The 20,709-nt window shown below is 64.2% G+C and carries 18 protein-coding genes and 4 pseudogenes; 6 read left to right on the plus strand and 16 right to left on the minus strand.

What is annotated here, in order from left to right; genetic code table 11:
* Positions 1-94 precede the first annotated feature (94 nt).
* Positions 95-382: a hypothetical protein gene (locus tag ACOHX0_RS06740; RefSeq protein WP_420675924.1), complete on the plus strand. Its 288-nt coding sequence runs from the start codon at positions 95-97 to the stop codon at positions 380-382.
* Positions 383-395: 13 nt separating this feature from the next.
* Here the strand turns inward: ACOHX0_RS06740 and ACOHX0_RS06745 are convergent.
* A pseudogene (locus ACOHX0_RS06745) lies at positions 396-734 on the minus strand (transposase family protein); the annotation flags it as partial.
* On the opposite strand from ACOHX0_RS06745, the pseudogene ACOHX0_RS06750 reads away from it, so the two are divergent.
* Positions 735-1,055 (plus strand): annotated as a pseudogene (locus ACOHX0_RS06750) (IS66 family transposase); the annotation flags it as partial.
* A 129-nt stretch (positions 1,056-1,184) separates the two neighbouring features.
* Here the strand turns inward: ACOHX0_RS06750 and ACOHX0_RS06755 are convergent.
* The 15 genes and pseudogenes from ACOHX0_RS06755 to ACOHX0_RS06825 all read right to left on the minus strand — a co-directional run bounded on the left by ACOHX0_RS06755 (position 1,185) and on the right by ACOHX0_RS06825 (position 15,505).
* Positions 1,185-1,571: an arginase family protein gene (locus ACOHX0_RS06755; RefSeq protein WP_420675925.1), complete on the minus strand. Its 387-nt coding sequence runs from the start codon at positions 1,569-1,571 to the stop codon at positions 1,185-1,187.
* Between the two features lie 322 nt (positions 1,572-1,893).
* Positions 1,894-2,211: a hypothetical protein gene (locus ACOHX0_RS06760; RefSeq protein WP_420675926.1), complete on the minus strand. Its 318-nt coding sequence runs from the start codon at positions 2,209-2,211 to the stop codon at positions 1,894-1,896.
* 62 nt (positions 2,212-2,273) lie between these two features.
* Positions 2,274-2,852, minus strand: a pseudogene (locus tag ACOHX0_RS06765) (extracellular solute-binding protein); the annotation flags it as partial.
* Position 2,853: 1 nt separating this feature from the next.
* Complete coding sequence (locus ACOHX0_RS06770; RefSeq protein WP_420676094.1) at positions 2,854-3,576, minus strand: ABC transporter permease; 723 nt, start codon at positions 3,574-3,576, stop codon at positions 2,854-2,856.
* An 89-nt stretch (positions 3,577-3,665) separates the two neighbouring features.
* Entirely contained in the window at positions 3,666-4,595 is a 930-nt protein-coding gene (locus tag ACOHX0_RS06775) for an ABC transporter permease (RefSeq protein WP_420675927.1), read from the minus strand.
* Positions 4,595-5,725 carry an ABC transporter ATP-binding protein gene (locus tag ACOHX0_RS06780; protein WP_420675928.1) on the minus strand — a complete coding sequence of 377 codons (1,131 nt, stop codon included), beginning with the start codon at positions 5,723-5,725 and terminating at the stop codon, positions 4,595-4,597. Before ACOHX0_RS06780 ends, ACOHX0_RS06775 begins: the two co-directional genes overlap by 1 nt.
* A gap of 126 nt (positions 5,726-5,851) precedes the next feature.
* Positions 5,852-7,000, minus strand: a complete 1,149-nt coding sequence (gene argE / locus ACOHX0_RS06785; RefSeq protein WP_420675929.1) for an acetylornithine deacetylase — start codon at positions 6,998-7,000, stop codon at positions 5,852-5,854.
* Entirely contained in the window at positions 6,993-7,199 is a 207-nt protein-coding gene (locus ACOHX0_RS06790) for a dodecin (protein ID WP_027233974.1), read from the minus strand. Before ACOHX0_RS06790 ends, argE begins: the two co-directional genes overlap by 8 nt.
* Before the next feature lie 11 nt (positions 7,200-7,210).
* Positions 7,211-9,280: an oxidoreductase gene (locus ACOHX0_RS06795; RefSeq protein WP_420675930.1), complete on the minus strand. Its 2,070-nt coding sequence runs from the start codon at positions 9,278-9,280 to the stop codon at positions 7,211-7,213.
* Between the two features lie 81 nt (positions 9,281-9,361).
* Positions 9,362-10,285, minus strand: a complete 924-nt coding sequence (locus ACOHX0_RS06800) for a LysR family transcriptional regulator (protein WP_420675931.1) — start codon at positions 10,283-10,285, stop codon at positions 9,362-9,364.
* A gap of 70 nt (positions 10,286-10,355) precedes the next feature.
* Positions 10,356-11,846: pseudogene (locus tag ACOHX0_RS06805) on the minus strand (aldehyde dehydrogenase); the annotation flags it as partial.
* Positions 11,847-11,870: 24 nt separating this feature from the next.
* Complete coding sequence (locus tag ACOHX0_RS06810) at positions 11,871-12,545, minus strand: DUF1028 domain-containing protein (protein WP_420675932.1); 675 nt, start codon at positions 12,543-12,545, stop codon at positions 11,871-11,873.
* 117 nt (positions 12,546-12,662) lie between these two features.
* A complete protein-coding gene (locus ACOHX0_RS06815) occupies positions 12,663-13,079 on the minus strand; it encodes a RidA family protein (RefSeq protein WP_420675933.1) in 417 nt (138 codons plus the stop codon).
* A gap of 63 nt (positions 13,080-13,142) precedes the next feature.
* Positions 13,143-14,417, minus strand: a complete 1,275-nt coding sequence (locus ACOHX0_RS06820; RefSeq protein WP_420675934.1) for a flavin-containing monooxygenase — start codon at positions 14,415-14,417, stop codon at positions 13,143-13,145.
* A 731-nt stretch (positions 14,418-15,148) separates the two neighbouring features.
* Complete coding sequence (locus ACOHX0_RS06825) at positions 15,149-15,505, minus strand: RidA family protein (protein WP_420675935.1); 357 nt, start codon at positions 15,503-15,505, stop codon at positions 15,149-15,151.
* Between the two features lie 95 nt (positions 15,506-15,600).
* On the opposite strand from ACOHX0_RS06825, the gene ACOHX0_RS06830 reads away from it, so the two are divergent.
* From ACOHX0_RS06830 to ACOHX0_RS06845, 4 genes are all read left to right on the plus strand, one after another.
* Positions 15,601-16,482 carry a LysR family transcriptional regulator gene (locus ACOHX0_RS06830; protein ID WP_420675936.1) on the plus strand — a complete coding sequence of 294 codons (882 nt, stop codon included), beginning with the start codon at positions 15,601-15,603 and terminating at the stop codon, positions 16,480-16,482.
* A 122-nt stretch (positions 16,483-16,604) separates the two neighbouring features.
* On the plus strand, positions 16,605-18,065 hold the full coding sequence (locus ACOHX0_RS06835; RefSeq protein ID WP_420676095.1) for an aldehyde dehydrogenase family protein: 1,461 nt from the start codon (positions 16,605-16,607) through the stop codon (positions 18,063-18,065).
* Positions 18,062-19,069 (plus strand): membrane dipeptidase, encoded by a 1,008-nt coding sequence (locus ACOHX0_RS06840; protein WP_420675937.1) that lies wholly within the window; start codon positions 18,062-18,064, stop codon positions 19,067-19,069. Before ACOHX0_RS06835 ends, ACOHX0_RS06840 begins: the two co-directional genes overlap by 4 nt.
* A gap of 40 nt (positions 19,070-19,109) precedes the next feature.
* The gene (locus ACOHX0_RS06845) at positions 19,110-20,666 is read left to right on the plus strand and encodes a BCCT family transporter (RefSeq protein WP_420675938.1); all 1,557 of its coding nucleotides are present in this window, start codon (positions 19,110-19,112) and stop codon (positions 20,664-20,666) included.
* The last annotated feature ends 43 nt before the right edge of the window (positions 20,667-20,709 follow it).

The raw sequence follows: 20,709 nt of genomic DNA on the forward strand, positions 1-20,709 counted from the left end.
TGCCAACCCGACAGCTGCCGGCGCAGCGATACACGGCGCGGCGGCGGCCGGTCTGGCGGCGAATTTTGCCGAAGGTGCCGCAAGGTGCCGCAAGGTGCCGCAAGGTGCCGCAAGGTTCGGCGCGAAGGCCAGCCTGGTCAACACTCATGATCCACAAGCCCACGCGGACTATTCCCGGATATTTGGCCGTTGCGAACTGGGCGCGTCCTCTCGCAATATTGGCCAGACTAAGGCGTTAGCGGGCTGCGGCAACCTGACCATCGCGCCGAATCTGCTGGACGAATTGCAGAACGGCATCGTCGGCCTGCCCCGCATTTTGACACCCGGCATGACCAGCGGCGTATCGCCGAGCGAAGCGGTCCCTGTTTTCTGGACAGGTTAGCGGCTGATCTAGGTCATGTTGACAAATGGCGAAGCCAAAGGCGGATCGAGACGATGTCGACGAAACCGAGGAAATTTTCCGCCGCTTTGTCGTAGCGAGGTGCGGCACGGCGGGCGTTCTGGATCTTGTTGAAGCAGCGCTCGACCAGATTGCGCAGGCGGTAAAGCGAGCGGTCTACGGTAACGCGGATCTTTCGGGATTTTCGCATCGGGATGACCGGCAGAACGTGGCGCGCATCCATACTCACCGTGAAGCTGTCGCCGTCATAGCCGCGATCCGCAAGCAAAACGCTGGAAAGGGGCAGATTGTCGGCCATGACCAGATCGAAGCCCAGGGAATCCGACTTCTGGCCGAGGCCTTCAAGGCGTGGGCTGAGGCTTAGCTGGTGCGCATTCCGGGCACGGGCGATCTTGCCAAGGCCTTCCATTGTGGGGCGCCCCGCTGGCCCTCCTTCGAGCTCTTCTGCGAGGACGGGCGCATCGGTATCGACAGCAACCCGGCCGGGCGGGCCATGCGCCCAATTGGCGTCGGAAGGAAAAATTGGCTCTTCGCAGGTTCCGGCAGCGGCGCGGAAACCCTTGCCCGCGCCATGACGCTTGTTGAGACCGCGAAGATGAGCGGCATCGATCCGCAAGCCTGGCTGGCAGACGTGCCCTGCCGCATCCACGATTACTAGATCAATCGGATCGGCGAGCTTCTTCCATGGAACTCGGCGCCACAGTCATTACCCGCGGTATCAACCGGCCGGTTGCGGATGACACTTTGAAGATATGTAACGTTTGGGTTGGCCGCACTCGGACGTTCAATAGCCCTCGAAACCCGCCAACACGTTTACCGCATTCACTCCGATTTCTTCCACATCATATCCTCCCTCCATCACGAACAATGCCGGGAAGCAGTGTTTGGCAATATCCGCGCCACAGTGCGTGAAATCTGCCGTCTTCAGCTTGAAAAAGCTGATGGGATCGTTTTTGGATGTATCCACTTCGAGCGAGACGACCAGCGCGTCGGCGCCAAAGGCATCGATACGGCTCAGTCCTTCTGCAAGTGCCTGCCGCCAGACGCCAAAGGGGGTGCCGGGCGGTATCGGCAATTTCACGTTGAAGCCTGTTCCCCTGCCTTTTCCGATTTCGTCCGAATGGGTCAGGAAACGGGGATATGTGCCCATCGGGTCGCCATGCAGCGACACAAACAGAACATCATCGCGTTTATAAAGATATCCTGGGTACCTTTGCCGTGGCGGAAGTCCACATCCGGGATAGCGACTCTGTTTGCACCATTGTCCAGCTGGGATTGCGCTGCGACTGCCGCGATGGTCAGGAATCAGAAACCGCCGAACATGTTACCGGTTGCGTGGTGCCCCGGCAGATGGCACAGCGAAAAGACACCTTTTGACCTGCTGCAAGCGCTGCGCCCCGGTCAGAGCGGCCCGCGCGCTGGCATAGGCCGCCTCCCCAGCGCCTTCTGAAAGGCTGGCTTCGATTGCATTTGCGTAATTCCCCGGTATTCCCTCAATAATGCGGGGGCATTTTTTGCGTCATGCGCCGGGCTGGCAAAGCAGAGAGGATTGCTTCGCCCTTGAAGCCTTCGGCCGTCCATTCTGGCCAGGCAGCACGCAGGAAGCTGACGAATTCCGTGCGATGAATCGTGTGCTTCGGCTCGAGCCCGAAATCAGCAGGTTCTGAAACGTGACTTAAGCCCTCAGCATTGACACGGTCCGGAATGTACTCAGCCCGGCTTTGCCCCTCGCGGGGAGGGTCCAGCTCTCCGCCAAATAGTTCGGTTTCGGCGTCACGCAATTTGTGCTTTTCGGTATGGGTCGTTTCCATTGAACCCTCCGCAATGGGATGCGGACAGGTTGCGGACAGCACCGCAACCTGCGCCCCGGAATTCACTTCTTGAGGTTGGTCCAGATCCGGTCGTAAATGGACTGCGTTTCTTCATCGCAGACTTCAATAAAGACGCTGGCCCCTGCCTCCGCTGGCGGGTTGTTTTCAGGCTGAACTTTCAGATCGGCATCAAGGAATTCTTCCGCTCCCACGACGGCATTATTGTAGCGAGCGAAATTGGAAACCGCCGCAATATTTTCCGGCTCCAGCAGGAAGTCCACGAATCTCAGCGCGTTTTCCCGGTTCGGCGCGTCCTTCAGAAGCACCACATTGTCCATCCAGACCACATAGCCCTCCTTGGGGAAGGCATATTCCACATTGGCCCCCTCTGCTCGCGCCTTGGCGGCGAAGCCGTCATAGATCATGCCTGCGGCGGCGTCGCCGGAGACCAGCACCTCCTTGACGGTGTCGGAGTTGAACGAGGCCCAATGCTGCTTGGCGCCCTGCAGCATCGCGTTCAGCGCCTTCAGCTGGTCGCGGTCGGTGGAGCACTGCGGGATGCCCAGGTGCAGCGATCCCAGCGCCATTATCTCGCCCTGGCTGTCCAGCACGTTGATCTTGCCCGACAGCTCTGCCGGGGGCTCATTTGTTGCTGTCGGATTTACTGACGAAGTAGCTGATGGTGACCATCACGATTGAGACGCTCAGCAGCATGGTCGAGATCGCCATGATGTTGGATTTGATGCCCTGCTTGACCGAGCCGAAGATCGCGGTGGGCAGGGTCTCGACGCCCGCGCCCTTGACGAAATTGGTGATGATGAAGTCATCGAGCGACACGATGAAGGCCAGCAGGAAACCGGAGATGATGCCCGGCGCCATCAGCGGCATCAGGATCCGGGTGAAGGCCTGCCGCCGAGTCGCGTAAAGGTCCATCGCCGCCTGCTCGAAGCTGTCCTCGATCCCATGCATCCGGGCCGAGATCGGCAGATAGGCAAAGGGGATGCAGAAGGCGATATGGGCGACCAGAACGGTCAGATAGCCGCGGGTAAAGCCGATGGCGTTGAAGAAGATCAGCGTCGCCACCGCGGTCACGATCTCCGGCACCATCAGCGGGAGGCTGATCAGGCCAAAGGACACCGTGCGCAGTTTGAACTGGCCGCCGCGCACCATCGCCGTGGCCGCCAATGTGGCGATCATAGTGCTGGCGGTCGCCGCCATGATGGCAATGGTGAAGCTGTTGAAGGCCGCGCTCTTGAACTTGGCGCTCTCCGGACCGGTGAACACATCGGCGTACCAGCGGAACGAGATCCCTTCCCAGTTGGTGATAGATGGGGAGGCGTTGAAGCTGTAGATGGTGACGATCACCAAGGGGGCGTACAGGACCGCCAGACAGAGCAGTGTGATCGCCGGAAGCCCCTGTAGGTTTTGATGCTGTCATTCACATGCGCCATGACTCAGCCCCCTGCCTTGTCTGCCTTGGCCTGCTGGCGGGCGGAGAACATCAGGATGATCAGCACCATGGTCAGCAGGATCATCGAAGCAGCGGCCCCAAACGGCCAGTTGCCCGCGTTGCCCTTGAACTGCTCCTCGATCAGCGAACCGATCATGAAGTTCTTGGCCCCGCCCAGAAGATCCGGCGCCAGGAAGGAGCCCATTGAGGGCACGAACACCAGGATGCAGCCCGCCACCACACCCGGTTTCACCGCGGGCAGCACGATCCGCCGCAGGGTGGTCCATTTGCTGGCGTAAAGATCCGCGGCCGCTTCGGAGAGCGAGAAGTTGTAGCGCTCCACCGCGGCATAGACCGGCAGCACCATGAACGGCAGGTAGGAGTAGAACAGCCCCAGCTGCACCGCAAAGTCGGTGTTGACGATATGGAGCGGTGAATCGATCAGCCCGGTGCCGATCAGGAAGTCATTCAGCGGGCCTTGGTCGCGCAGCAGGAACTTCATGCTGACGGTGCGGATCAGCAGGTTCACCCAATAGGGAATGGTGATCAGGAACACCCAAAGCGGGCGCACATGCGAGGGCCTTGTGGCGATGAAATAGGCAGTCGGGAAGCCGATCAGAAGGCTCAGCAGCGTCGCCGCGCCGGCCTGCCAGATGGAGCGCCAGAAGATGGCGATATAGGTCCATTCGACGGTGGGCAGCTCATCCCCGAACAGCCCGCGGTCAAAGAAGAACTGGTCATAAGCCGCCAGAGAGAACTCCCAGATCACCCCACCGCGGAATTCCTTGGTCAAGAAGGAATAGACCAGCATCATGCAGACGGGCCCCAGCACAATGATGCCGAGCACCGCCCAGGACGGCAGCAGCAGCCAGCCGCGGGCTTCCTTGTATGTGTCTGCGCGGGCTGAGCCGCCGGTCGCTGCGCCTGCTGCCATCAGTCCATCAGGAGGCGCCCGGCCCCCAGCTCCATGTTGACGAAAATCTCGCTGCCCGGCTCAAAGATCCGCTTGTTGCCGCGGTCGGAATTGGAGGTGCGCACGATGAACTGCGGCCCCTCGGCCAGATCGACCAGCGTGCTGATGTCGGTGCCGGCGAAGATGTTCTCGGCGACCCGTCCCTTGAGGCTTTCGGCCTCCACCGGTGCGTCGGACATGAACAGCCGCTCGGGGCGCACCGACATATGCACTTTGGCGCCGGTCCCGACGCCCTCGACCGAATTGCAGGTCAGCGCCTGGCCGCCGCCCAGATGGCAGGTCGCGCGGCCGTTCATGACCTGATCCACTGAAACCTCCAGCAGGTTGGTCTCGCCGATGAAATCCGCCACGAACATGTTGCGCGGCTGCTCATAGATCTCGGCCGGCGTGCCCAGCTGCTGCATCTCGCCCGCCGACATCACCGCGATGCGGTCGGACATGGTCAGCGCCTGTTCCTGGTCGTGGGTCACGAAGATGAAGGTGATCCCGGTTTCGCGCTGCAGGTGCTTCAGTTCCAGCTGCATCTGATTGCGCAGCTTCAGATCGAGCGCCGACAGCGGCTCATCCAGCAGCAGGACTTTTGGTTGCGGCGCCAGCGCACGCGCCAGCGCCACACGCTGCTGCTGGCCGCCTGAGAGCTGAGACGGCTTGCGGACAGCGAATTGCGACAACTGGACCAGTTCCAGCATCTCCCCCGCGCGCGTGCGGGCCTCGGATTTGGACTTGCCGCGCATCTCCAGGCCAAAGGCGACGTTTTCCAGGATCGTCATATGCGGGAACAGCGCATAGTTCTGGAACACGGTGTTCACCGGCCGCTGATGCGGGGGGAGTTTGGCGATCTCCTCGCCAAACAGCAGGATCTCGCCTTCGGTCACATCCTCGAACCCGGCGATCATCCGCAAAAGCGTGGTCTTGCCGCAGCCCGAAGGCCCCAGCAGGGTGAAAAACTCATTGTCCGTGATGGTCAGCGAGATGCGCTTGAGGGCGGTGAAGTCTCCGTAACGCTTGACTGCGCTGCGCACATCAATCGCATTTGTAGTGTTGCCGGGCACTTGCGCCTCTCCTCTGCCGCATGACGTTTGATCCAGCATAGGAAGGTCCTGCGAAGGCGCTAAGAATTGTCTCCCTCAGCAAATGTTAGTCTTTGCCTAATCTTAGAAATACGATTAATTTCAACGATTTTCACGGCATCTCCCGCACAGGAGTGGCGCCCTTGTTCAGCCCGCCAGATCGTCAAGCAGGCGGTCCATCATCGCAGCGCACAGGTGCAACTGGCTCAGCTCCAGATATTCGTCCGGCTTGTGCCCCTGCCCCGCCATCGACCCCGGCCCGCAGACCACGGTGGGAATGCCCAGCTGGCCGAAAAATCCGGCCTCGGTGCCAAATGCGACCTTGGTGGTAGTGCTGCTGAGGGCGAGCTTTCCGGCGTAGGTGATAACCGGGCTGTCCGGCGGCACGAGGCCGGGATAGGCATTGTATTGCTCTACCTCGACGTACGCCTCCGGCGCCGGGAAACGGGCACTGACAGTTTCAGCCGCCGCTTGGATACGGGCCAGGATATCCGCGCTCCGGTCGGCGGCCAGATGGCGGTACTCCACTGTCAGATCGGCCCTGTCCGGCACGATGTTGAGCGCGGTGCCGCCGGACATTTTCCCTGCATGGACAGTGGAATAAGGGATGTCGTAGGCCGCGTCCCGCGCGCCATTAGCGGCGAAATCCGCCTGCAGCGCCCGCAGTTCATTCAGAAAATCCGCCGCCAGATGCATCGCGTTGGTGAACTCCGGCGCCAGGGCCGAATGGCCGCTTTGACCGTGGCAGATGGCGCGCAGCGCCGCCTTGCCCTTGTGGCCGGTTGCCACCTGCATTTCCGTCGGCTCCCCGACGAAGCAGGCGCGCGGGCTGCCGGTCAGCGGCACAAGGCGCTCCAGCATCTGCTGGATGCCAACGCAGCCGACTTCCTCGTCATATGAGAGGACAATCTTCAGCGGTTCTTGCAGCTCCGCCTGAGAGGCCCTGTCCGCCAGCGCCAAAATGCTGGCCACATAGCCCTTCATGTCGGTGGTGCCCCGCCCGTAAACACGGCCGTACTCGCGGGTCAGGCGGAAGGGGTCGCGGGTCCACTCCTGGCCGTCCACCGGCACCACATCGGTATGCGCCGACAGCAGAACCCCCGGCCCGGCCGGGCCCTTCTCGGCATACAGCCGGGTCTTGCTGCCATCCGGCGACGGCAGCCGCGTAACCGCAAATCCGCGGTCGGCCAGGAAGCCCTTCGCATAGGCGGCCAGGCTCAGATTGGAGTTGCGGCTGACCGTGTCGAAGGCGACCAGCCGCTCCAGGATCTCCAGCGTCCCGGCAGTGTCAGTCAAGCCGGAACCCGATCTTGAGCCCGACCTGGTAGTGCGCCACCTTGCCGTCTTCGACATGGCCGCGGATTTCGCCGACCTCGAACCAGCTGATGTGGTCGATGGTCTTGGAGGCCCTTGCAATCGCCCCGCTTACCGCGTCCTCGATGCTGCTGGCGGAGCTGCCCACCACATCAACCGTCTTGTAAATTGCGTCACTCATCACTTTTCTCCTCACTCTGCGGCCAGCTCGGTGATCTCGCGGCGGAACGGCAGCGCATCGCCGAGGTCCGGCCCGTCCAGCTCCCGCGCATAACGATGGCCTGCGTAAGTAGCCCACGCAATCGGCCCCGGCGCGTTCGCATCGCCAATCAGTTTGACCGATTTGATGCCTGCGTCCAGCCATTCCGCCTGGCGGCTGAGGAGATCTTCATAAAGGGCGTCGTTGCCGATGCGCGAGGCAACCATCACCACCGCGTCCGCCTCAATATTCCAGGTGCGGTCCGTATAGGTGCAGTTGCTGACCACGTGACCGGCGTGGATTTCGGTAATGCCCTGATTGAGCACGATTTCCACCCCGGCCTCGACCAGGCGCGGATGGATTGCCACCTGCTCCAGCGTGTTGTTGGTCCAGTCGCTGACATAGGCCGACGGCGTGACCAGCGTCACCTGCGCGCCTTTGGAGGCCAAGAGCTCGGCCAGAACCCCGCCCATGTAATAGTGGTCATCGTCATAAATCACCACGCGGCCCTCGGGGATTGTGCCGTCCATCAGGTCGTCAGGGGTATAGACCTTGGCGCCGTCTGCAATCGGCATCGGCACCACGTGCTGGCGGGAAACCCCGTCGCGGCGCCAGGCGGAGCCGGTGGCGATGCAGACGTTCTCAAACCCGAACTCCAGGATGCTGTCTGCGTCCAGCAGGCTTCCGTGGTAGATCTCCACATTCGAGCGCTGGCTCAGCTGGTAGTCGCGGTAGTCGACCACACGGCCCCAGGCGTTCAGCCCCGGCAGCTGGCGTTCGCTGGTCACACGCCCGCCGATCACATCCTTGGCCTCGGCCACCGCCACGTCGTAGCCGCGGCGGCAAAGCGCCCAGGCGGCTTCCAAACCGGCAGGGCCGGAGCCGACCACCAGCACATTGGAGCTGCCGCCCTTGGTGTTCATCTTCTCCGGATGCCAGCCCTTGCGCCATTCCTCCATGAAGGTCGGGTTCTGGGTGCAGCGGCTGATCGACATGGTCATGTCGCCGGTGATGCAGATGTTGCAGCCGATGCATTCGCGGATGTCCTCAACGCGGCCTTCCTCGATCTTTTTCGGCAGGAAGGGGTCGGCAATCGAGGGCCGCGCGCAGCCGATAAAATCGAGCGTGCCGGTTTTCACCATCTTGGCCATCACGTCCGGGCTGGTGAAGCGGCCAACGCCGACGATGGGCTTCTCCGTCAGCTCATGTATGCCGCGCACCAGCTGCTCCTGCGCCGCCTCCTCCTTGAAGCGGCTGGGGCCGGAGCAGTCCTCCCAGCTGCCTTGCGCCAGGTCCCACAGGTCCGGCAGGTCCTTGTTCATCTCGATATAATCGCGCACCTCGGCGTTGGAGAACCCCAGCTCGCCAATCGTCTCATCCAAGGAAACCCGCAGGGTGATCGCCATGCTGTCGCCCACCGCGTCGCGCATATCCCCGATGACTTCCTGGCTGAACCGCGCCCGGTTCTCGAGACTGCCGCCGTATTCATCCGAGCGCTGATTGGTGGCCCGGCTCAGGAAGTGCTGGAAGATGCCGAACCCATGCGCGCCATACAGGCAGATCAGGTCGAACCCGGCGTCCTTGGACCGCTTCGCCGCATTCACAAACCAGCGGCGCAGGTCCTTGATATCCTGTTTGTCCAAGGCACGCGCCTGCACCGGGTCATTGGTAAAGGTGCGGATCGGCAGCGCGGAGGGCGCCAGCGGCACCTCCTTGGAATAAAGGTTCGGACCGTTGATCCCGGAATAGGCCAGCTGGATACCGGCCAACGCGCCGTGCGTTTTCATCTTCTCCGACATCTTGCGCAGCTGCGGGATGTCCTTGTCCTCCCACAGGCGCAGCTCGATGAAGGGGGTGATCTCGCTGGTGTGGTGCATCTCGCACTGTTCGGTGAAAATCACGCCCCAGCCGCCTTCGGCCTTGATGCCCCGCATCTCAGCGGCGGCAGAGGGGTCACGGTAGCCGCCGCCGTTGCAGTGCGGTACCTGGTAAAACCGGTTCTTGGCAGTAAGCGGGCCGATCCTCATCGGCTCGAACAGAATGTCATAGCAGGGATCGCGCAATTTTCCTCTCCTTCGGTGCAACAGCCTCCAAAGGGTACAGGATTGGCCCGGGCGCTAAAGGTCAGCTTGCGGAAGCATTGATTAGCCTGCCGCTAAGCCGGCGGCCTGGCCCTTGGGCGCGGCGTTCAAGCCCGGCAGCGCGCCCGCCTTCACCAGCTCCGCGCAATGCTCGACAAAGGAGCGGATGGTGATCGAATTCTCCGAATCCGGCGCCATCAAGAGCCCCATCCGCATCGACCGCAAATCGCCCTTCAGCGGGATGAACTTCAGCGTCTTGCCGTCGGGGGACTGGTCGTTGAGGGGGCGGATATTGGCAATCGAATAGCCGTAGCCATTGGCCACCAGGCTGCGCATCACCGCCATGTCGCGGGTGCGCTCGGCCACATTGGGCTTGATCCCGGCCTCATGGAAGAACGACAGGAAATATTCCGCGCTGAACGGCAGATCCAGCAGCACCATCGGATGCTCGCGCAGCTCCTGCACCGTGACCTCCGGCAGCTCCGCCAGCGGATGCTCCTCGCCGACCAGCGCATAGGGCGGCAGCTCCGCCAGGGTGATGAACCGCAGATCCGCCGGGATATCCAGATTGTAGGTCAGCGCGATATCAATCTCCGCCCGCCGGATGCCGCTGAAGATCGCAGCCTGGTCCAGCTCGATCTGGCGCACATGCACATCCTTGTAGCGGTCCTCGAACACGCGCCGCACAGCGGGCAGCACCACCTGGGCAAAGGTCAAGAGGCAGCCGATGGCCAGCGGCCCCCGCACCTGGCCGGAGATGTCGCCGGCAATGTCCATCAGCCGGTCCGCCTCGCGCAGCACGGTGCGGGCCTGCTCCAGCATCACCCGCCCCGCCTGGGTCAGCGCCAGGCCTTGCGCATGCTGGCGCACAAATAGCGCCAGCCCGAACTCCTGCTCCAGCTGTGCAATCGCCGCCGAGATCGACGGCGACGACACGTTCACCTTTTCCGAGGCCAGCGCGATCGAGCCCACCTCCCCCACCGCCACGAAATACTCCAGCTGGCGCAGCGTGTATCGGACTGGCAAAGGCAGGCTCTCCCGGGTCTGGCGGATCAGGTTTGTACTTGATCCAGGTGGTTTTCAGGGCAGTGTACTTCTCCAGCGAGTGCAAGGACAGATCCCGCCCGAACCCGGACTGCTTCATGCCGCCAAAGGGCGTCTGCGCCGACAGCGCGTCCACCGTGTTGACCGAAACCGTGCCCACGTGCAGCCTGTCCGCCACCCGGCAGGCGCGGCTGAGGTTATCGGTCCAGACCGAGGCTGCAAGACCATAGATCGAGTCGTTTGCCATGGCGACGGCCTCTTCCTCGCTGTCAAAGGGAATGACCGACAGGACGGGGCCGAATATCTCATCCCGCGCCAGGGGGTTGTCGTGGCTGACATCATCAAAGACCGTCGGCTGCACAAAGCACCCCTTGCCATCGACGGTGACGCGCGCGCCGCGCGCCACCAGACTGGCCGACGCCTTGCCCGCCTCGACTAACCGCATGATGCCCTCAGTCTGCTTCTCATCGACGATGGCGCCCATTTTCGAGGCCGGGTCCAGCGGATCGCCGGGCTGGGTCGCCTCGGCGCGGGCGATCAGCTTTTCGACAAATTCCTGCTGAATGGAGCGCTCCACATACAGCCGCGAATTGGCCGAGCAGACCTCGCCCTGATTGAAGAAGATCCCGAAGGCGGCCATATCGGCGGCCGCGTCCAGATCCTCGCAATCGGCAAACACCAGGTTGGGGCTCTTGCCGCCGGTCTCGGGCCAGACCTGTTTCAGGTTCGACTGGCCGGAATACTGCATGAACTTCTTGCCGGTGGCGGTCGATCCGGTGAAGGCGAGGCAATCCACATCCATATGCAGCCCCAGCGCCTTGCCCGCGGTGGCGCCATAGCCCGGCACCACGTTGAACACCCCGTCCGGCACCCCGGCCTCGGCCGCCAGCTCCGCCAGCCGCAGCGCGCTGAGCGGCGACTGCTCGGCCGGTTTCAGCACCACGGAGTTGCCCGCCGCCAGCGCCGCCGCCGCCTTCCAGGTCGCCATGTCCAGCGGGAAGTTCCAGGGCGTCACCGCCCCCACAACCCCCAAGGGCACGCGGCTGACCAGCGCCAGGTCGCCCGGCCCGGTGGGTGCCATCTCGTCATAGACCTTGTCGATGGCTTCGGCATACCACTGGAAGAAATGCGCCGATCCGGGCGCATCCACCGTCACCGCATCGGTGACCAGCTTGCCCATGTCCAGACTGTCCAGCAGCGCCATCTCTGCCAGGTTCGCCCGGATCAGCTCGGCCAGCCGCAGCAGCACCGCCTTGCGGCCGCCCGGCGCCATCCGCGACCAGCGCCCGTCCTCAAACGCCCGACGCCCCGCCGCCACCGCCCGGTTCACATCCTCCTCGCCGCATTCCGCAACTTGAGCCAGAACCTCTCCCGTCGCCGGGTTCACACTTGTAAATGTCCTGCCCGAGGCCGCATCCGAAAACTTGCCGTCAATGAATGCCTGCGCCCTAAAGGACAGCGCCGCGGCGCGGGATTTCCAGTTGTCGTAGGTGTAGTCCAGCATGTCTTTCTCCCTGCTCCGCCGCGCTCATTCGTCGCCGGGCACGCCGTAGGACGGCGCCGCGCGCGGGTCGAGCGCGCGCTGCACATAGGCGTCCAGCTGCGGCTTGTAGATTTCCCAGACGGTGGCCACGGCCTCGATCGGGCACTCTTCGGTCCAGTCGCAGCGCAGATCCGCCACCGGCCAGCTCACCTTGTCGACGAGCTTTAGCCCTGCCGAATGCACCGGCCCGGCCTCGCCGCCCGCCGTCAGCCCGGCCCGCATCGCGGCAATCAGCCGGTCGCCGAGATGGCCCTCAAGTGCCTGAAACCCATCCACAATCGCCTGGCACACCCCGTCATTGGCCAAAAGATTGCCGCCCGAGGCCACATCCTTGCCCTCCGCCTGCGTCCAGATCCCCAGTGAATTCGGCCCGGAATGGATCGCGGTGCCGCCAATGCTGTCCACCGCCAGCACCTGCCGGAAGTCGATGAACCGCCCGATCTCGCGCACCTTGGCGACCGCGGCGGCAGCAGTCATGCCCTGCTCCATCAGGTCCAGCGCCAAGGGGCCAAGGCTGGGATCGGTCACATTCTGGCTGGCCACCGCGCCAACCCCCGCGCGCGCGAAGGAACACCGCGCCGCCACCGCAGGCGAGGAAGACGATATCGCCACCCCGAACATCCCTGTCTCCGCGCAGCGTGCCACCAGCGAAAATGTCATTGTCTTCCCTCCACATCAGCCGCAGGCGCTGGATCCGCTCTTCTTCCTGCCAAAAATATCCTCGGGGGAGCGCGAGGGGGCAGACAGCCCCCTCGTTCCCGCCCTTCAATCCTGGGCTCAGTCCGGAATGACGGCAGTGCCGTCGATCTCCACCAGCCACTCGGGCCGCGCCAGCGCCTGCACCACCAGCCCGGTGGACACGGGATGCACGCCTTTGATGTACTCGCCCATGGTGCGGTAGACCGCCTCGCGGTGGCGCACATCGGTGATATAGACCACCACCTTGACCAGATGCTCCATCGAGCCGCCGCATTCCTCGATCAGCTGCTGGATGTTCTGCATCACCTTATGGGTCTGCTCGGCGGGATCGTGGCTCTCGATGTTCTTCGCATCGTCCAGGTTCTGCGGGCACTGGCCGCGCAGGTAAACGGTCTTGCCGCCGGTGGTCACCACTGCCTGGCACAGGTCGTTGTCCAGGTTCTGTTCCGGATAGGTGTCAGACGTGTTGAACTTGCGGATGCGGGTGTGGGCCATGGTGTCCTCCTGGCATGGCGGGATGGGGGGCCGCCGGGCGGGATGGCCCTGCGGTGCAGCGGTTCAGGCCTGGTCCGCGCGGCGCCCGGCCGGGCCGCGGTAGGCCTCGTAATCGCGCTGGATGGCAATCTGGTCGGCCACATGCCTGGCATCATGCCAGACCCCCCAGATGAAGGTGGAGCCGCGGCGCGACTGCCAGGGCAGGCCCAGGAAATAGATCCCCGGCTCCACCGACACCCCGCGCTGATGCTGCGGGCGGCCCTGCGCGTCAAAGGCATCGACCTTCATCCAGCTGAAGTCCTGGCGGAAGCCGGTGGCCCAGAGGATGGTGGTGATCCCGGCCTCCGCCATATCCAGCGCCCGGACCGGACGGGTCAGGCTTCCGGGGTCCGGGTAGGCCTCACGCGCCTGCGGCTCCTCGGGCAGATCAATACCGGTGCGCGCCACATAGGCATCGGCCAAATCCAGCATCTTCAGGTAATCGGCGTCGCCTCTGGCGATGTTGTCCTGCAGGTCGCCGGCAAAGTTCAGCACCCCGTCCTCATAAGACTCGGTCAGGCCCAGCAGGGTCACGCCTTCGCTGCCCAAGCGGCGGAAGTCCATGGTCCGGCCGCCATAGGCGCCGCTGACCGAGATTGTCACATGCTCCCTGCCCGGCTCCATCGCTGCCTGGTCCCAAAGGCCCAGCACCCCCAGCCACCAGACAAAGTCGCGGCCCCGGTACATCCGCGGCGGCCGGTCGTGCGGGCCCACCGACAGGTAGACCTTGCGGCCCGCGCGGTTCAGCTCGTCCGCGATCTGCGCGCCGGAGGAGCCTGCACCCACCACCAGCACTGCTCTCTCGGGCAGCTGATCGGGGTTGCGGTAATGGAAGGAATGCAGCTGGTTCACCGCCGCGCTCTCCGGCACTACCGGCGGGATCACCGGATGCTGAAAGGCGCCGGTGGCGGCGACAATCCGCTGCGCCTCGATCACCCCGTCCGAGGTCTCGGCCCGGAACCCGCCGGCGCCATTGATGCGCTCGGCCTTCAGCACCTCAACCCCGGTGCGGACCGGCGCCTTGATGCGTTCGGCATATTCGGTAAAGTAGTCCGCCACCCGCTCCTTGCCGGCAAAGGCCTCCGGATCGGTGCCGGTGAATTCGAGGTTCGGGAAACGGTCGTGCCAGGCCGGGCCGTTGGCCACCAGAGAGTCCCAGCGCCCGCTGCGCCAGGCTTCGGCGATGCGGTTCTTTTCCAGCACCAGATGCGGCACGCCGTTGTTGCTCAGATGCTCGCTCATGGCGATGCCCGCCTGGCCCGCACCAACAACCAGCGTGTCTATCTTTTCGATCGCCATTCCGAAACCCTCTCCTGGCCCTGCGGCGCAGGCTGCCGCCTTGCCGCTCTTCCCCGACAGGAATTCCACATCCCCGGAACAGGTGAAAGAAATCTATGGCTTACCTCTGCTTCGCGTGGAGCTAAGCAGGGGATTTGCGATTGATTGCAGGGGTTTACTCAGCGGCGTCTGGCAATAGCAAAGCCGTCTTTCCTGGCGGGGGGCAGACCGGCAGCGTGCGCGCCCGGTATTGAGAACCGGCGCCAGGAGGGTTAGCGCATCACAACGGGATCCAGGATCGGATCACCGCCGCTGCGCACCCAGACGGCCTTGGCCTTGGGATCGTCCAGCCCCGCCTGCAGCCCGCCCTCCCCGCCGTGGCCAAACCGCCCGTGGCCGCCAAAGGACGCGATTGGGCGAACCGCTGCGAAACGGCAAGGCCTGCCTGACGAACACTGCCGCGGAACCCGGCGCCACGGAGCGTCGCCCTTGGCCGCAAGGCATGGCACTTCGCCTGTTCCGGGCGCGGCCGCCGTTGCGCGGTCGGAACGCGCAACGGGCACCAGCAGCCCAAACCGGTCATGGAGCCGCTGATCAACGGCCTGGCGCCCCTGCCCGCCGATGGGCGTCAATCAATCACCGTCGGCGGCGGCATGGAGTTTTTGCAGGATCGCGGAAAGGCGCAGCAGCTGTTCCTTGGTCAGCTCACCGGAAAAGCCCGGCTTCCGTGCGCGCTTCCCTGTTCTCTCCGCCTACTTTGCCGCAGCGATGGCCAACGCCTCGATACGATAATGCGGCTGCGCCATGCGGGCCTCCACACAAACCCGTGTCGGCGGCGTCACCGCCGAAACCCAATCGTCCCAGACCGCGTTCATGCCGTCGTAATCCGCCATGTCCGCAAGCCAGATCTGTACCGAGATCAGATCGTCCCGGCTGGACCCCGCTTCCGCCAGCAGGGCATCGATCTTTGCGAACACATCGCGCGACTGCGCCTCGATGCCGCCGTCCTTGAGTTGCGACACCTGCCCGGCGAGATGCACCTGGCCGTTGTGGATCGCAATCGCGGAGAAGCGGGGCGAACCGCCGATTTTTGTGAGGGTGTCAGTCATTGGATGCTCCTTGCAGTTACCTGGTGGTCTTGTAGACAACCGACGCGCTTTCAGGCAAAATGCATTATCTGAAATCCACTTCAGGAAATCTGAATTTGGCCATCAAGATCGAGATGCTGCGCTGCTTTTGCGCGGTTGTGCAGCAGGGCAGTCTGAACGACGCCGCGAGCCAGCTCGGGCGGACGCCCTCGGCGGTCTCCATGATGCTCAAGCAATTCGAGGAACACGTCGGCGCGGCGCTGTTCGAGACGGCGCGAAAGTCGCGCCTGACACCTCTGGGCGAGATGATCTACGGCGAGGCGCGGCGCGGGGTCGAGCATTTCGGGGGGACCGTTGCAGCGATCGAAGGGCTGTCACGTGCCGAGGAAGGGCAGGTGCGGCTGGCTGTCACCCCATCTGTCGCGACGGCGATCCTGCCCGCGGTCATCCGGCGCTTCCGCCGCGATCACCCGAAGGTCCGCATCGACATGCGCGATATGGACAGCGCATCGGTACAGCGCGAGATGGAGGCCGAACGCGCCGATATCGGATTGGGCAGCATCGCGGCCGGACTGGGATTCGAACGCAAGCTGCTTTTCTCGGACCCGTTCGGCGTGGTCTGCACCCCCGGTGATCCGCTCGCGCGGCCCGGCAGTCCGGTGGGGTGGCGCGATCTGGAGGGCCGCGATTTCATCACCCACGGGCTTTGCCTCCTGATCGAGGAGCCGGAGTTTGCCCCGATCCTGGAAGCAGCCCAGATGTCGGTGCCCAACACCGCCTCGCTTCTGGCGCTGGTGCGCGGCGGCGTCGGCCTCACGCTGCTGCCCCGCCGCGCCGTGCCGCAGGAAGATGAGGGGCTGGCCTTTCTGCCTCTTGCCGGGAGCGGGGCGCAGCGGCATCTCTACCTGGTCTCCCAGCCGCGCCGCCTGCTGCCTCCGGCCGCCCGCGCGTTTCTGACCGTGCTCGAAGCCGAAACGGTGGCTCACAGAACCGCGTAAATTCAATTTCGCTGAAGTAAATTCAATCCATTCGAATTTGATTGAAGGCGCTGTGTCAGGCCTACTGTCTCCAGCCACGTCCGGGACGCCCCGGTGCAGACAGGAGACAGCCGATGAACGTCATGACCGACCTCAACCGCAATTACATCGCAGGGGCCTGGGTCTCCGGCAGCGGTGAAATTGAAAACCGCAACCCTTCGGATCTGAGCGAGCTGGTCGGCCGTTACGCGCAAGCCAGCGCGGCACAGCTCGACGATGCTCTCGCGGCGGCGCGGCGGGCGCAGGCGGTCTGGGCGGGCTGCGGCCCCGAACGGCGCCACGACGTGCTGATGGCAATCGGGACCGAGCTGATGGCACGCTCGGCCGAACTCGGCGAGCTTCTGTCCCGCGAGGAAGGCAAGCCTCTGGCCGAAGGCAAGGGCGAGGTCTACCGCGCCGGCCAGTTCTTCACCTATTACGCGGCCGAGTGCCTGCGCCAGATTGGCGACACCGCCGACAGCGTGCGCGCCGGGGTCGAGATCGACGTGCGCCGCGAACCCGTGGGGGTGGTCGCCGTGATCAGCCCCTGGAATTTTCCCACCGCCACCGCGAGCTGGAAAATCGCCCCGGCGCTGGCCTTCGGCAACGCGGTGATCTGGAAGCCCGCCAACCTGACCCCGGCCTCGGCGGTCGCGCTGACCGAGATCATCTCGCGGCAGGATATCCCCGAAGGGCTGTTCAACCTGGTCATGGGCGCGGGCCGCGAGATCGGGCAGAAGCTGGTCGACAGCCCCGCGCTCGACGCGATCTCCTTCACCGGCTCGGTGCCGGTTGGCCGCGGCATCGCCGCCGCCGCCGTTCAGAACTTTACAAAGGTCCAGATGGAAATGGGCTCGAAGAACGCGCTTGCAGTGATGGACGACGCCGACCTCGACCTCGCCGTCAGCCTCGCGCTCGGCGGCGCCTTCGGCGGCACAGGGCAGAAATGCACCGCCTCGTCGCGGCTGGTGGTGCATGAGGCCGTGCATGACGCCTTCGTCGAGAAGCTGGTCGCGGGCGCCAAGGCGATGAAGGTTGGCCACGCGCTTGCGGAGGGCACGCAGATCGGCCCCGTTGTCAGCGAAGAGCAGCTGGCGGCCAATCTCGCCTACATCGAACTGGGCAAATCCGAAGGCGCGGCCCTGGCCTGCGGCGGCGAGCGGCTGAGCCTCGGAACCGAGGGCTGCTACATGTCTCCGGCGGTCTTCACCGGCACCACCAACCAAATGCGCATCAACCGCGAGGAGATGTTCGCCCCCATCGCCTGCGTGATCAAGGCGGGCTCTTATGCCGAGGCGCTCGAAGTGGTGAACGATACCGAATTCGGGCTGACCTCAGGCATCGTCACCCGCTCCATCGCGCGGGCCACGCATTTCCGCCGCAACGCGCGCACCGGCTGCGTGATGGTCAACCTGCCCACCGCGGGCACCGACTACCACGTCCCCTTCGGCGGCCGCGGAAATTCGTCCTACGGCCCCCGCGAACAGGGCTCCTACGCCGCCGAGTTCTACACCACGGTCAAGACCGCCTATATCGCGGCCGGCACACCGGAGGAGCTGGCGTGACTTACCGCATCGATTGCCTGCAATATGCCAACTGGTCGGAGAAAATCTTCCGCCAGATGCGCGAGGGCGGCGTGGATGCGGTGCATGTAACCATCGCCTACCACGAGAATTTTCGCGAGACCGTGCTCAACATCGAGCGCTGGAACCGCTGGTTCGAGCAGTTCCCGGCCCTGATTTTCCAGGGCCGGACCGGCGCCGACGTGCGCCGCGCAAAGGCGGAAGGCCGCACGGCGATCTTCTTCGGCTTCCAGAACCCCAGCCCGATCGAGGACGACATCGGCCTCGTCGAAATCGTTCACACGCTCGGCGCGCGCTTCATGCAGCTGAGTTACAACAACCAGTCGCTGCTCGCCACCGGCTGCTACGAGGCCGAGGACCCGGGGCTGACCCGCATGGGCCGCGAGGTGATCGGCGAAATGAACCGGGTGGGCCTTGTCGTGGACATGAGCCATTCCGCCGATCGCTCGACGCTGGAAGCGATCGAGCATTCCTCGCGCCCGATCGCGATCACCCACGCCAACCCGGCAAGCTGGGCCCCGGCGCTGCGCAACAAGTCCGGCGAGGTGATCCGCGCGCTGGCCGAAAGCGGCGGGATGCTCGGCTTCTCGCTTTATCCGCACCACCTGAAGGACAAGAGCGCCTGCACGCTCGAAAGTTTCTGCGAGATGGTCGCACGGACCGCCGAGACGGCCGGCACCCGCAGCCTCGGGATCGGATCGGACTTGTGCCAGGACCATCCCGACAGCGTGGTGGAGTGGATGCGCATGGGCCGCTGGACCAAGCGGACCGACTATGGCGAGGGCTCGGCCGCGGCGCCGGGGTTCCCGGACATGCCGGACTGGTTCCGCGACAACCGGGATTTCAACCGCATCGAGGCCGGCCTGCGCGCCGTTGGCTTCGACGCCCGGGAGGTGGCCGGGATCATGGGAGAGAACTGGCTGCGCTTCTTTGACGAAAGCTTCGGTGCCGCAGGTGCGGCGCAGGCAAGGCAGGCGGCGGAATAACCCGCGCGCCAGACGGCGAAATTCCTTCAGGGAGGATGGAATGACGGACCAGACCCAAAGCCCGGTGGCGGAGACGCCAGGAACCGGCCATATCAACAAGCCGCTTTTCGCGATAACTGGCGGCTTCATCGCGGTTTTCTGCCTGATAGCGCTCGCCGACCTTGAACTGCTGTCGGCCCTTGTCGACAGCAGCTTCGCCTTCTCGGCCAAGTATTTCGGTCTCTATTGGCAGGTGCTGCTGCTTGCCACCTTCCTGATCGGCCTCGTGCTGACCGTCCTGCCAGGCGGCCGCGCGATCATGGGCGGGCTGGCGCGCCCCGAATTTTCGGTCTTCCAGTGGGGCTCGATGATCATGTGCACCCTGCTGGCCGGGGGCGGCGTGTTCTGGGCGGCGGGTGAGCCGATGGCGCACTTCCTGTCCTCGCCGCCGCTCTTCGGCGCCGAGGCCGCCACGGAGGCAGCGGTCGCCCCGGCGCTGGCGCAGAGCTTCATGCACTGGGGTTTCCTCGCCTGGGCGATCCTCGGCGCGCTCAGCACTGTGATGCTGATGCATTACCACTACGAAAAGGGCCTGCCGCTGGCGCCGCGCACGCTGCTCTATCCGCTGTTTGGCGAGCGCGCCATCAAGGGGCCGATCGGGCTGATCGCCGATGCCTCCTGCATTATCGCCGTCGTCGCCGGAACGGTGGGGCCGATCGGCTTTCTCGGCCTTCAGGTGAGCTACGGGCTGAACGCGCTGTTCGGCATCCCCGACAGCTTCGCCACCCAGGCGATGGTGATCGCGGGGCTGGTCGCGCTTTACACGGTCTCGGCCATGTCCGGTCTGACCCGCGGCATCCAGCTCCTGAGCAAGATCAACGTGATCCTCGCCGCGGGACTCCTGCTGTTCATGCTGGTGTTCGGACCCACCGCCTTCATCTTCAAGAGCTACTTCGCAGGGTTTGGGTCCTACCTCGGCAACTTCTTCGGCATGGCGCTCTACCGCGGCGAGGCGGGGCTGTTCGGCGAGCCGGGCTGGCTGGGCTGGTGGACCGTGTTCTTCTGGGGCTGGTTCATGGGCTACGGGCCGCTGATGGCGATCTTCATCGCCCGGGTGTCGCGCGGGCGGTCGATCCGGTCGATCGTGATCATGCTGTCGCTGGTGGCGCCGGTCATCACCACCTTCTGGTTCACCATCATCGGCGGATCGGGCATCGCCTTCGAGATCGGCAATCCCGGATCGGTCTCGGCGGCCTTCGAAGGGTTCAACCTGCCCGCCGCGCTGCTCGCGATCACCCAGCAACTGCCAATGGGCTTCATCGTGTCGCTGCTGTTCCTGGTGCTGACCACCATCTTCGTGGCGACAACCGGGGACTCGATGACCTACGTGATCTCGGTTGCCATGTCGGACGAAGACCGCTCGTCGATGCCGGTCCGGGTGTTCTGGGGCATCGGCATGGGGCTGATGGCGGTGATCCTGATCTCGCTCGGGTCCGGGGGCGTCAGCAAGCTGCAAAGCTTCATCGTCGTCACCGCAGTGCCGGTGTCGCTGGTGCTCCTGCCCTCGCTCTGGGACGCGCTGCGCATCACCCTGGCGAAAGGCCGCGGAGAAGCCTGAAGAGGCCGCCGGGCGGCCCGCAACGGTCCGCCCGGCACGGAAA

Source organism: Cribrihabitans pelagius (assembly GCF_048820915.1).
Classification (GTDB): Bacteria; Pseudomonadota; Alphaproteobacteria; order Rhodobacterales; family Rhodobacteraceae; genus Cribrihabitans_A; species Cribrihabitans_A pelagius.